This is a genomic window from Brevibacillus sp. BC25, from assembly GCF_000282075.1.
Classification (GTDB): Bacteria; Bacillota; Bacilli; order Brevibacillales; family Brevibacillaceae; genus Brevibacillus.
The window spans coordinates 75475-87993 of the sequence record NZ_AKIX01000039.1; the positions used below are offsets into that span (position 1 = coordinate 75475).

Sequence of the window (12519 nt, forward strand, 5' to 3'; positions counted from 1 at the left end):
ATCGAAACCATCATACCACATTATCCGCCCAATCCCAAAAAATCAGCCAGAAGTCAAATCAGGTGATACCGTACTCGCGCAGTTTCCGAAACAGCGTTGCCCGGCTTATGCCTAATAGCGCAGCTGCTTCTTCTTTTCGTCCGTTTCTATCCCGGATTTGTTGCATCACGGTATCGATAGCTGCTCGTTCCAGTTCTTTCAGCATAAGTCCTTGCTTTTGCCAGTCGAATGGCCCCTGACTTTCTTTTACGGAATGTGGGGAAGATTCTCGCAGCATTCCAGTCCGAATGGGCAAGCTCGCAGGCTGAACCCAAGAGGCTGCTTCCATATTGACCGCGTACTCGATTACATTTTCCAGCTCTCGGACATTTCCTCTCCAGTCGTGATGAAACAGGACGTTTTGCGTCTCTTGGGAAAAGCCGTGCAACTTCTTTCCCACCCGATTCGCATGCGCCAAAAGGATATCGTTCGCCAAAGGCAGTATATCCTCTCTACGTTCTCGCAGCGATGGCAAGTGGATGGGAATCACATGCAATCGATAGTAGAGGTCCAACCGGAACAACCCCGCGTCTACCCGCTCCTGCAAATCCAGATGGGTCGCTGCAATGATCCTTGCCGCTAAGCGTATGGGCTTGCCGTTACCTCCGATTCGGAACAGTTCCTTTTCTTGCAACACGCGCAGCAGCTTGCTCTGTAAATGCATAGGCATATCCCCGATTTCATCGAGAAACAGTGTGCCTTTTCCTGCGACCTCAAACAAGCCTGGCTTTCCACCTTTTCGCGCTCCTGTGAATGAGCCTTCCTCGTAGCCGAACAACTCGCTCTCCATCAAATGCTCAGGGATTGCGGCGCAATTAATCGAGAGGAACGGCGCGTCACGGCGCGGGCTTGCCTGATGAATGGCTTTGGCAAAGAGCTCCTTGCCAGTACCACTTTCACCTTGAAGCAAGACAGTCGAATCACTGGCTGCCACACGTCTTGCCACTTCCTTTGCCTGTACAATCGCTGGACTGTTTCCACCGATCATCCGAAAAGGGTCGGGCTCCGAGTATCCACTCACTTGCCTTGCGATTTGCACGACTTCTTGTACATCATCAAGCGTAATCACCCATTCTTTGACCGTTCCTGCTAGTAGAATGGGTTTGATGGCAAACAAAAATGTCTTGTCTTCCTGCCCGATGGACAAAACGACCTGCTTTGGCGCAGACTGCGCAGCATCTGCGCGGCGAATGGCATCTATCCATTCTGCCGTTTGACTGTCGTCGTGATCGAGCTGCAAATACTGACGGGCACGCTGGTTCGCCTGAATGATCCGATTGTCTTGATCGACGAGAAACACGGCCTTGTCCATTTCATCCATGACGACACGCAGCTTTTCTACCGTATGCAACTGCTCGACGTACAAGTAGTGCTCTTTTAGCTTAATAGCGATCAGCTCGGCCATTTTTTGCAAATATGTCAATATCGCATCCACATCCGCAAACAACCGCTCACGCTGCTCCTCATCGAAAGCGAGCAGGCCGATCACACCTATATTTTCATTGTCTAATTGTATCGGGCAACAAATCTCTCCCGTCTCCGTGCAATTTCCATAATGCATACAGGGACGACACCGCTCATCCTGCCCCGGATGCATGATCACAACAGGATGCCCGGCGAGCAAAGACTCCCGGTATATATGGTCCTCTCCTGCCATCGTCCGCAAAACGCCAGCCTCATTCTTCCCCGTCCCTGCGATCCGAAAAAACTGACTGTCCGCAATCTCTACCTCTACGCGCAGAACGGATGCAACAGCCGAAGCAATCTGTTGCACACTTTCTTGAATATCTCGCAAGGGCATCTGGCTTCCCCTCCCGTCAATCTCTTGCCTACATTATAGCGCATCACAGGAGAAGCCTGCCCTTATACCGTTTTTTACTGGCAAAAATCGCAAATCGTCTCCACCAAGATGGCACTCATGTCTACCAAGCTATCCACCTCTACATATTCGACTGCCGCATGCAGCCCCGCTCCCACTGGTCCAAACAAGACAGTAGGAATTCCCGCTTCCTGCAATAATGCCGCATCCGTCCATCCCGAAAATCCGCATACCTCTGGCGTTTTTCCCATCACGCTCTTACACGCAGCCTGAAGGGCTACATAAACAGGTTCATCCAGCCCGACTTCAAACGGCTCTCGCAAAAATGACAACTCGGCGCTTGCTCGAAACGTCTCATCTTCAGTACGCAGCTTTTGCAGTAATGCTTCCATTTCATTGGTCACGTCTGCCTCTGTCTCGCCCGGCAACGTCCTTCTCTCCCAGTCGATACGGCAATAATCTGGATAGGTGGATAGCTCCGTTCCACCCTGAATGAGTGATGCATGGACAGAAGCCGCACCGAGAATCGGATGAACCGTGCCTTGAGCCAATCTGTCCGAGAGATGCTCCAGCTCTTGCAGGACCCTGCCCGCCCGAACGATTGCATCAATCCCTTCTGCTGGACGACTTCCGTGAGCTGCCTTGCCCAGCACTTCGCATTTGACCCAGGCAAATCCTCTGTGAACGACACCAATCGCCAGATCAGAAGGCTCACAGCATATCGCCGCATCTGCTTTGTACGCCTTTACCAGCTCCTCCGTCCCGATGCTTTTATATTCCTCGTCTGCGACAAAAGTCAAAATGACATCTCCTGCCAGCGGAACTTTTGCTTGTGCGATTGCCTCTACTGCGGCGATCATGGCCCCCAGACTTCCCTTCATGTCCTGACTGCCTCTGCCGTAAATTTTGTTGTCCACAAGGGCTGGCTCAAACGGCGGAATTTCCATGCGTTTGGCGCTTACCGTATCCATATGCCCATTTAGCATCAAGGATTTGCCGCCGCCTGTTCCCCGTAGGATCCCGACGACATTGACCGCTGTGTCGTTAATAGGCGTGACATGGACCTCCAGTCCAGCCGCCTCCAGACGCTCTCGAATAAAAGTGGCGATCGCTTTCTCGCCCGGCCCATCCTCATCAAGGTACGGGTTCACCGAATCAATCCGAATCAAATCCTGCACCAATGAAATCAGTTCGTCTCGATTGATCGTCACGTTCATTTTTCCATATCCTCCTCTTCTCGGCATGCGCCTTCCCAGATGATGCGTTTGTAGATATCCCGATCCGTGTCACCTTCCGTACTAAAGCACAAGACAATTGATTTTTCATTCAAGCCAAGCTGCTCACGCTGTTGATGATACATTGGCTTGCTCATCAAGGTAGCGAGTAGCCCTACGCCGACTGCTCCACTTTCCCCGCTCACAATGGAAGAGTCGCTTCCAGTCGGTGCCGCAAGTATACGCATGCCGTTTGCCGCCACGTGATCGGCACAGCTGACGAAGAAGTCTGCATGCTCCCGCAAGATCTCCCATGCCATCGGATTCGGTTCTCCACATGCTAGACCTGCCATGATGGTTTCGAGTTCGCCAGTAGCTGCATGTGGTTGTCCGTCGTTCTCTTCTGCTGAAAGGACCATGCAATTGGCGCTATGTGGCTCGATGATCACGGTTGTTAGGTCTTTGTTTGATGACGCTGCTACGAAATGTCCCAAGACTGCGGCAGCCATGGAACCGACACCTGCCTGCAAGAATAGATGCGTCGGCTGTTTGGAATCGGTGAGGGCTAAGATTTGTTCCATTACCTCTGCCGCCATCGTTGTATAGCCTTGCATGATCCACGTGGGAATGGTCGTGTAGCCTTCCCATGCCGTATCTTGAATCACTTGCCAACCACGTTCCTTCGCCATTTGTTCTGAGAGACGCACGGCTTCATCGTAGTTTCCATTGATGACGTGAGCTTGTGCGCCCGCCTCGCGTATCGCATCTACCCGTTGCTGGGCGGAGCCTTTGGGCAAATAAACAACGGCATGCTGTCCGAGTGCCTTGGCAGCCCATGCAACAGCCCGTCCGTGATTGCCATCTGTCGCAGTGACGAAAGTGACTTCTCCGATTCGCTCTCTCATGTCTTGGGAGGACAGCGCTTCAAAGGTCATCTCTTCTGTCGATCTCCCCAGCTTCTCGCACAAGAAACGAGCCATCGCGTAAGAAGCTCCCAAAACCTTGAAGGCATTGAGACCAAATCGTTTGGACTCATCTTTTACAAGGACTTGTCCTACTCCCAGCTCACGCGCTAACGCAGGCAATGTAACGAGGGGAGTTGGCTCGTAGTTTGCGAGAGATTGGTGAAAAGCTTTGGCAAAATGGGCTTCTTTTTCAGTCAAATAGGTAGGAATGCGAGAACTCTCGCTATTTTTTCTCTTATTTTTCACAACGTAGATTGGTGGTCGTTTATCCATCGATGGTGGCCTCCTCGGGTGGTTTCATCCTACTTGATATTGCAAGAATCGCGCCAACGGTTGAGGCATGGGTGGCTTATTGTTTTGATGGTAATTGTATCAAAATGAGATTGAATCGTATCAATTTGATACTTAAAGTCTTTTTTTGAGATTCGTTATTCCAGCTGCTGTGGTGGGAGGAAACAGGAGAAAACGCTCCAGCTTCTTGGGTCACCTGCTAGGGGGATTCACTGAACGGCTCCATGGAAAAAGCGAAACCGCGTCCAAAGTAGAGGTTCAGGGGTGCTTCTCAGAGGTGGACGCTTAAAGCGTGTTTCGCTTTTTCCATTGCGCCTCGGTAGATGCCCCAAAGATCTTCGCTTTTTTCTCCTGTTTCCTTGCGAGCTGATGGGTTTTCAAGTGGCTTTTAAAGCTTGAGATTCATTGAACAGTCAAGTCAGAGAAGAATATTTCCAGTCCTAGCGACTTTCGAAGTCCAACCCAGCTTCGCAGTGATTTGCGGGCAAAAGAAATGCAACGTGCCCACGCGACGAAGCGGCTACCACTTTTGCATTTCCCCGCAAATCGCTGTGGAGCGGACAGTCTATACTTCCTAGCAGGACGTAGCCCGGAGCGTAGACTGGAAATATTCTTCTCTCCACTACAGCAACTACAAGCTCGTCTTGGCTTTCTATGCTATATTTTTATTAAGCTCCAAGGTATTGAGATGGATTGATACATAGCACAGAAGACAGGAGTTAAGAAGGAAGGATGAAGGAAATGCCAAATCATAAGCAAGTTCGTTCTCCTGCTGGTTCTATAAGAGAAGAGGGTCGTTATCCCATCGACCTGACTGGCCCTCACAGCCATACACTTGTTCGCAAGCCCGGCGTAGGCAGCCTCTCCATTGGACCGTCACAATTGGGCAATAAAACAGACCTGCACGTCGATTCCTATACGCCCATCAATTGGAACGTATTCGATTCCTTTGCCACACCAGCTGGCTCGCCATGGCCGCGAGTTCTGTACTACACAGGTAGCGACGCGGGCTTCTTCGACTGGGCCAAAGAACGCCCCATTGAAGAAATGGCATGGGTTCCGATCCTACCTAAAGACATAGACGTCGACGCGAGCCAGTCCAAATTGCACGGCTTGCATATCGAACTGGACCAGTTTGATAGCCGTTTGCATCTGAAGCTCCCGAAACGCCAGATCTCTGAATATTTCCGTCTAAGTGTAGCTGGCGATCTATCGCGTTTCTCTGTCACTGGCGACATGCCATACTCTCTGACACTGAAGCCGCGCACCAGCCGCCGCAAGAATAATGATCCCTTCTTGCTACCCGATCTGGGCGAGCTGCACCAGGTCACGAGCCTGACGCTTCGAAACGAACCGCTGGCGCAGCCTATCTCGCTGGAGTGCCTAAGTAGATTCCAGAATCTTTCATCACTGAGTTTGTGGGGGAATTTCTGCGATTTGGAGTTGCTAACTCGTCAGACCCAGTTAACGAATTTGGAGCTGCGCTTCATGCCTGATCTGGGTGACTTGCCCCCATTAAATGCGTGGCCGTTGCTTGACAGAATTATCGCCTTTAACGTGGCGGAGATTACGGGCAAGCGACTGAGGCAGCAAATGAAAGCGCGAGCTAACACCCGCCCATGGACCGGCTACGCTTCAGTGAGCCAATTACGGAAGCCTGAGTGGTGGACAACCGAGTTTGGCCGCCCATTTTCGTCCTGGCCTAAACGTCTGGCCAAGCTGGCTAATGAAGCCTATGAAATTGCACAAGCGGCTTTGGCCCAAGCCCGCAGCCTTGCTGATGCGGAGGCAGCCATTACCGCCTTCACCGTGCGTTTCAACACCCTCAAAGGTATCGAAACCAGTGAACGAGAAGACCTGGGTGAAGCTGTATGGCAACTAAGCCAGTCTGACCACCTAATCGGCCAGCCTATTACGGAGGAGATGGCTCAACGCTGGTTCGACGCAGCACGCGATTACTGAATAAAATGAAGCAATGTTGATAACAAGTTTTAAGGCCATCCTTTGCGGGACGGCCATTTTTGAGTTCACTGTATATGTTGACTTTTCAGTAAGCATAATGGTGGCTTTCATTTTTTATTGTTTGGTTTCACAGCATCGTCTATTTTTCGATAATCTCCCAGCGCAGTTCTGTGATTGTATCTGTCAATAATTGCAGGAGTGCAGATTCAACTAGTTCAATGCTTACGATGTAATGCTGAGAAAATTCACAAGCTTGGCCTCCTACGGTAAGCTCAACCAAATCCTCTTCTTCCTCCTGTAAACTAAGAAGGTTATGATTCGCCGTGTTTGTCTCAACAGTAACGATGAACTGGTGACTGCCGCCGCCGATCATGATCATCTTATCCATATGTTGAATACTGATCTGGCTGCATAGGAAGCCGTCCATCTTCCGGATGACCTCCAAACACTTCTCAAGTGATGCATGATCATGCTTAACTGTCTCCGCCATGGCTCCTGTCCGCCGTTCCTCATAAATGGTGATCACCATTCATAAAAATTTTCCTCGATCAGGACCTCGAATGAATCCGCTAATAACTTGATCTCCCCGGTATCGTGATAACAGATGAAAACCTTTCCTGCCGGATTAATGAGAATCGGATCGCCTGACCCATCCATAGAAATGACATAACTGGTTTGTAAAACCTCTGCAAAGGGAGGTTCCATGAATTGCTCTCGAAACCCCAGCGTCAAATCGACAACCGTTTCATTTCCGAGACTAGAGCCATTAGAGAATGCATATACCGCAAGACCTGCAAATGCTCCCCCAAACGTCCGGATAAAATGCACATAGTCTTCATGAAAGTTTACATTCAGCTGCTGCTGTGCCTCAGCAATTTCCTCCTGGCTCGCAGGAATGCCTACTAGTGTGCGATTATCCTCCCGATGAAGGAAAGTCTTTAATCTCTTCATTAACACATCTTTCATAGGTGACTCGCCTCCCTTGAGTTTTCTTCTTTTTATAGGTTTGTACCAGAGGTGGACGCTTTCAGGCGTGTATTTCTCCCCACTGCGGCCACTTGGTAATATTCTCTCTCTAGCTGCTGTGGTGGGAGGAAACAGGAGAAAACGCTCCAGCTTCTTGGGTCACCAGCTAGGGGGATTGACTGTACGGCTCCATGGAAAAAGCGAAACCGCGTCCAAAGTAGAGGTTCAGGGATGCTTCTCAGAGGTGGACGCTTAAAAGCGTGTTTCACTTTTTCCATTGCGCCTCGGTAGGTGCCCCAAAGATCTTCGCTTATTTCTCCTGTTTCCTTACGAGCGGATGTAGTTTCAAGTGGCTTTTAAAAATTGAGAATCATTGAGCAGCCACGCCAGAGAAGAATATTTCCAGTCCTAGCGACTTTCGAAGTCCACCCCAGCTTCGCGGGGATTTGCGGGCAAAAGAAACGCAACGTGCCCTCGCGCCGAAGCGGCTACCACTTTTGCGTTTCCCCGCGAATCGCTGCGGAGCGGACAGTCTACACTTCCTAGCAGGACGTAGCCCGGAGCGCAGACTGGAAATATTCTTCTCCCCACCGCGGCCCCGTTGATAAGAATAACCACCTGCATAAACTCTCACAGGTGGCATCTTGAGCTATAGAAGAACTCTATGCGTTTCTCTCTTCATCTTCAGCAGATGGCCATCCACCCCACAAGTGGTTCAAGTGCCCATCTGGATCACGAAATCTAAAGCTGAAGCCTCCGCCTCGCTTATACGTCATTTCCCCTACTTCGATTCCTTTGCTTTTCAACTCCTCATAAACCTCATGGATTCGGTCTACCTGCAAGGAGATGATCGGCTGGGCTTGTCCGGTCATATCGGTAAAGTCCAAACGCGGAACTTCTGGGCAACGAATAAGCCCGAGACCTACTCCGCCTACATTCAACCAAGCCTCATTGTCTCCAGGTGAAAATTCGAAAGTAAACGGAATGCCAAGCACATCGCGGTACCACTTTATAGATACCTCCAAGTTTTTGACAGGCAGCTGTACAACCGCAAAATTACGCACATGGATACTCATTTGTGTTCGCTCCTTTATTTCAAATATGTACTTTCACCCTCATGAACGAAAGAAAAAAACAAAAAGAAACGGGTAGCTCTACCATTTCTGAAAAAAATGCAGCAAATGTCCATCCGGGTCACGAACAGCAAAGAAAAGGCGATCGCCTGCTATCGAAACCTTTTCCACGCTCACGCCCTGTTCAGCGAGGCGCAGGTACGTTTGACAAATCGCATAGGCATCCCCCGCACGAAAGGCAGCCAAAAATTGCTCAAACCCTTCTTTTGATACAAATCCGGACGAATCACGATGTCCAGCTTTGTCGATTTTCTTTTTGTTGGACAGGCTTTCATCCTGTCTGGATTGCTCTGCCAACACGAACAATCGCTGACGTGCCCTCTTCACCCCTTCCTTCACTGCCCCTACGGTCGTATGCAGTAATGTGGCCGTTTCCTGCGCCGTAAACGAAAAAATGTCCATCATGAGAATCAGCACCATCTGTTTGGCATTTAGACGATCAGCGAGTTGCTCGAACACCTCTCTTTGCACAAACGCATCGGATACACTGGACTGGTGCAGATAGATCGCTTCATCAAACAGGGCGGGATGCTCATTTGCCTTCACCTTCCTGCATTGATCGATCCAAGCATTCGTAGCAATTTGCCTCAAAAATGCCTTGGTTAGTTCCCTGTCTGGAGCCCTCTGCAAGGAGCGATACACCTTCGTCAATGTTTCTTGGAGGAGATCCTCCGCATCCCAGTCGTTTTTCGTGAGGAACAAGCAATGCTTTTGGATATCCGCTAGAAAAGGTTTTACACGCAAAAAGGAAGCCTTATCCTGATCAGCCCCCATACTATCCCTCCGAGACTTTTCCGAGTATTCATACTTAGTTTCAAAAAAATAAAGAACGCTGTCAACAAAGACCATGTAAAAATATGAAAGCGACCGTCCAGAACGGATTTTCCCGCTCAAGACAGTCGCTGCTTTATTTGCTGCCGATCAACACAACCAAGTCTATCGTCATGTCCACTCCTGCCAAGTCAGACACCCGATCCAACTGCTCAGGTGTCGCCCCCCATGCCAACGGAGTCATCTCGAGCAGGGAAGAAAGACTCCCTTCATCCAGTCGGAACTGATACTGAACCCGTTCCTTGCCGATTAGCTGGAAGCTGGCTTTGAAGTGGTCGATCGTACGATGATTCGCATATTGTGTTTTGGGTGTCTCTTGATACAAGACTTCTCGTAGCTCTCGCAAATAGTTGGCCTCGGGAATGACTTTGATCATCCGTCCCTCATCAGCCAAAAGTCTATGAAACTCATCCGAATTGGATGGAGATAATAGATTAAAAATGTAATGAAACTGTCTGTCGGCAAACGGCGCCTTCGTCAAATCACCAACGCACCAAACTACTTCTGGATCGCTCTTCGCCGCGAGTATAACCCCCTCTTTGGCTAGATCGACGCCCACTCCGATAAAGGGGACTTCGCTTGATTGCTTTATTCTCTGCCGGACCTGCGTCAGATGATAGCCTTCGCCACATCCTGCATCCAGTACGTACATCTGGCTTTCCTCGGGTTCTGGCGTATGCAGGATGACTTCACTCAACACGTCATACAATGGATCAAAAAAACCTTGCTCCCCTATCGCCCTTCTCGCTGCAAACATTTGCTTGTCATACTTTGTTTTGTATGTTCGCGTAGCCAAGTGAACATAGCCGTGCTTGGATAAATCAAAGCAATGATGATTGTTGCATACCAAGCTGGTTGCAGGTACGTTGCGCATAGCGCCTTGGCAAATTGGACAACGAAAAATCCCCACATACTGGGAGATAGCTGTAGACATCAAAAAAGCACCCCATTCATTCGTATTTCGGTGAATGAAAAAAGGCACAGTCAAATAAACCCCAAGCATTTTCAAAAAATGCGGGATTACGTTGATCTGTACCTCACATTACCGTAGACGAATGAACTGGATGATCATGGTCTGTAACACTCCTGCATTTTGATTAAGTAGGCATCACGTGGACGCTCACCTGCAATTGTAGCACATTTCAGCATATACTGTTCGAAGAAAATAAAGTCATAGACTGCCGCTGTCTTGTTGAACTAATGTTCCCCGTTAGCCATACATGCAGCGCAAAAGCCTCGGTGATCAGCCAAGCAGTTAACGAACGGGCGTGTAGCGGAGCACCACGACGCCGGAGCCGTAGGATTTGGTCCCGCTCAGCTTCAGATTCAGTCGTTCACGAACTCCCCCGATAATTTTGGGGCATCCGGCAACGATTGGCTGTACCAGGAAGTGATACTCATCCACCAAGCCTAGTTGTGCCAGGGTGGCGCCAAGGCCGGGACCGTCGTTAACAACTAGGTTCATCCCTTCTGCCGTAAGCTGTGGCACCTCCTCGGAAACAGGAACCTTCAACAAGAAAGAGTTCTGCCACGACACGTGATCCAGCGTCCGTGAGAAGACGTGCTTGGGTTTCCGATCGAGCTTGCATGCGAAGTCGACCATGAATTGAGGTCCGTCGCCGCTGCTGGCAATGGTAGGCCAAGCACTTTCCATCGGCTGATAGATTTCACGTCCAAAAAGCAGGCTCGGCTTCTCATGGATTGCTAATGTGCACAATTCGGGCCCTACAATGATTGTTAAATTAGACGACCGGGTATGCCATCAATGAGCTTATCCGTTTGGGGTGCCGATCTTCTTGTATTCCATGTGATGAAAACCCCATTCACACATATCACCAAGTACCCTACTGAGCGTATGTCCGTGCTCAGAGACGAAGTACTCGACTTTGGGCGGAATCTCTTGATACACCTGCCGAATGATTAGTCCATCCTGTTCCAGCTCGCGAAGCTGGCTGGTAAGCATTCCTTGGGTAATCGACGGAAGCATCCGTCTCAGCTCTCCAAAGCGCTTGGTACCTTCATTTAATAGGATGTATAAGATAATTGGCTTCCATTTGCCCCCGATTAATTGAAGGGTAACCATGATTCCTTCTGTTAGAAAGGACTTGCTTAAATCTTCGGACATATACTTATTCCTCGCTTACTGACATTTTTCTTCGGATGTAGTCATTGTAGCAAATGCTACGGGCTTAACCAACTACTCCAAAAAACCGTACTTAGTACGGTTTACCATACCATCCTCCAGGAACTCAGGTCTGATCAATAGTACGATCAACCCGACATAGTACGGAAAAAGAGCGTACTTTACAATACTCGATGCTCCCTGAATAATAAGGGCTGTCAGGTGAGAAGCCCTGATGCCATCTTTTAAGAGAGAGGAAGATCTTCATGAAAACACTGGTAATTGTCGCGCATCCGTCCTTGGAGCAGTCCCGGGCCAACCATGCTCTTATTCAGGAACTGAGCCTCTATGATAACATTGATGTCCACAACCTTTACGGGGAGTACCCAGATGGGAACATCGACATAGAGAGGGAACAGCAGCTGCTGGACAAGTATGACCGGATCGTACTTCAATTCCCATTGTACTGGTACAGCACCCCACCGCTGCTCAAGAAATGGTTTGACGATGTATTGACGTACGGATGGGCATTTGGATCTGAAGGAGATCATCTGAAAGGCAAGGAGTTCATCGTGGCAACAACAACAGGTGCCAGTGAGCGGAGTTACCGTTCAGGAGGTAGCAACGAATACACGATCAGCGAGCTTATGAGGCCGCTTGAATTGTCCGTCAAGTACACCGGCGCTATCTACCTGCCTGCTTTCGTGGTGTACGATACCATGGAAGTTGCAGATGAGCAGTTGAAATTGGAAGCATATAAGTACATGGAACATATCCGCGCTTCCGCAGAAGAACTTATCGAATAATCGGAATATACAAGAATCAACATCAGGTGTAAAATTAACAAAATTTCGTATTCTTCGATAGAATACCGGTTAGCGTACTGAGTGGAGCCTGGGTGGGGCATCCCATTCCCGCAGTTAACACTACTGTAGTTTGCCCCACCGTGTAAAAGTTTTAATAGCTGTATTTTACTATTATGGATAAATCACAAGTTGACCCCGCGCAAGACTTTCAAATCTTAGTGCGATGTAATCATCAGTCATATCATCCTACTCCAACAATAAACATCCTATAAAAACGCTATAACATTGAACTATCCCGTTAGCTTAACCAACGGGCGCCAGTCTAATACTTCTTTTCATCTGACATCTACGGGCACATTACAATATGGGGC

The 12519-nt window shown here is 49.3% G+C and carries 12 protein-coding genes; 2 read left to right on the top strand and 10 right to left on the bottom strand.

Annotation, left to right across the window (positions count from 1 at the left end; translation table 11 throughout):
• Nucleotides 1-58 precede the first annotated feature (58 nt).
• From PMI05_RS11385 to dpaL, 3 genes are all read right to left on the bottom strand, one after another.
• Nucleotides 59-1840 carry a sigma-54-dependent Fis family transcriptional regulator gene (locus tag PMI05_RS11385; protein ID WP_007721382.1) on the bottom strand — a complete coding sequence of 594 codons (1782 nt, stop codon included), beginning with the start codon at nucleotides 1838-1840 and terminating at the stop codon, nucleotides 59-61.
• A gap of 74 nt (nucleotides 1841-1914) precedes the next feature.
• On the bottom strand, nucleotides 1915-3075 hold the full coding sequence (locus tag PMI05_RS11390) for an ArgE/DapE family deacylase (RefSeq protein ID WP_007721385.1): 1161 nt from the start codon (nucleotides 3073-3075) through the stop codon (nucleotides 1915-1917).
• The gene (gene dpaL, locus PMI05_RS11395) at nucleotides 3072-4310 is read right to left on the bottom strand and encodes a diaminopropionate ammonia-lyase (RefSeq protein ID WP_007721388.1); all 1239 of its coding nucleotides are present in this window, start codon (nucleotides 4308-4310) and stop codon (nucleotides 3072-3074) included. The genes PMI05_RS11390 and dpaL overlap by 4 nt, the downstream gene beginning before the upstream one ends.
• 759 nt (nucleotides 4311-5069) lie before the next feature.
• On the opposite strand from dpaL, the gene PMI05_RS11400 reads away from it, so the two are divergent.
• Complete coding sequence (locus tag PMI05_RS11400) at nucleotides 5070-6290, top strand: hypothetical protein (protein ID WP_039960639.1); 1221 nt, start codon at nucleotides 5070-5072, stop codon at nucleotides 6288-6290.
• Between the two features lie 139 nt (nucleotides 6291-6429).
• Here PMI05_RS11400 and PMI05_RS11405 read toward each other — a convergent pair whose 3' ends face one another.
• The 7 genes from PMI05_RS11405 to PMI05_RS11435 all read right to left on the bottom strand — a co-directional run bounded on the left by PMI05_RS11405 (nucleotide 6430) and on the right by PMI05_RS11435 (nucleotide 11345).
• Complete coding sequence (locus tag PMI05_RS11405; RefSeq protein WP_007721391.1) at nucleotides 6430-6819, bottom strand: hypothetical protein; 390 nt, start codon at nucleotides 6817-6819, stop codon at nucleotides 6430-6432.
• On the bottom strand, nucleotides 6813-7256 hold the full coding sequence (locus PMI05_RS11410; RefSeq protein ID WP_007721393.1) for an SMI1/KNR4 family protein: 444 nt from the start codon (nucleotides 7254-7256) through the stop codon (nucleotides 6813-6815). The genes PMI05_RS11405 and PMI05_RS11410 overlap by 7 nt, the downstream gene beginning before the upstream one ends.
• A 662-nt stretch (nucleotides 7257-7918) precedes the next feature.
• On the bottom strand, nucleotides 7919-8332 hold the full coding sequence (locus tag PMI05_RS11415; protein WP_007721395.1) for a VOC family protein: 414 nt from the start codon (nucleotides 8330-8332) through the stop codon (nucleotides 7919-7921).
• A gap of 78 nt (nucleotides 8333-8410) precedes the next feature.
• On the bottom strand, nucleotides 8411-9163 hold the full coding sequence (locus PMI05_RS11420) for an RNA polymerase sigma factor (RefSeq protein ID WP_007721396.1): 753 nt from the start codon (nucleotides 9161-9163) through the stop codon (nucleotides 8411-8413).
• A gap of 133 nt (nucleotides 9164-9296) precedes the next feature.
• Nucleotides 9297-10154: a putative RNA methyltransferase gene (locus PMI05_RS11425; protein WP_039960640.1), complete on the bottom strand. Its 858-nt coding sequence runs from the start codon at nucleotides 10152-10154 to the stop codon at nucleotides 9297-9299.
• A 321-nt stretch (nucleotides 10155-10475) separates the two neighbouring features.
• Entirely contained in the window at nucleotides 10476-10937 is a 462-nt protein-coding gene (locus PMI05_RS11430) for a dihydrofolate reductase family protein (protein WP_007721399.1), read from the bottom strand.
• A 54-nt stretch (nucleotides 10938-10991) separates the two neighbouring features.
• Nucleotides 10992-11345 carry a helix-turn-helix domain-containing protein gene (locus PMI05_RS11435; protein ID WP_007721400.1) on the bottom strand — a complete coding sequence of 118 codons (354 nt, stop codon included), beginning with the start codon at nucleotides 11343-11345 and terminating at the stop codon, nucleotides 10992-10994.
• Nucleotides 11346-11608: 263 nt separating this feature from the next.
• Between PMI05_RS11435 and PMI05_RS11440 the strand changes: the two genes are divergently transcribed.
• Nucleotides 11609-12148, top strand: a complete 540-nt coding sequence (locus tag PMI05_RS11440; protein WP_007721401.1) for an NAD(P)H-dependent oxidoreductase — start codon at nucleotides 11609-11611, stop codon at nucleotides 12146-12148.
• The last annotated feature ends 371 nt before the right edge of the window (nucleotides 12149-12519 follow it).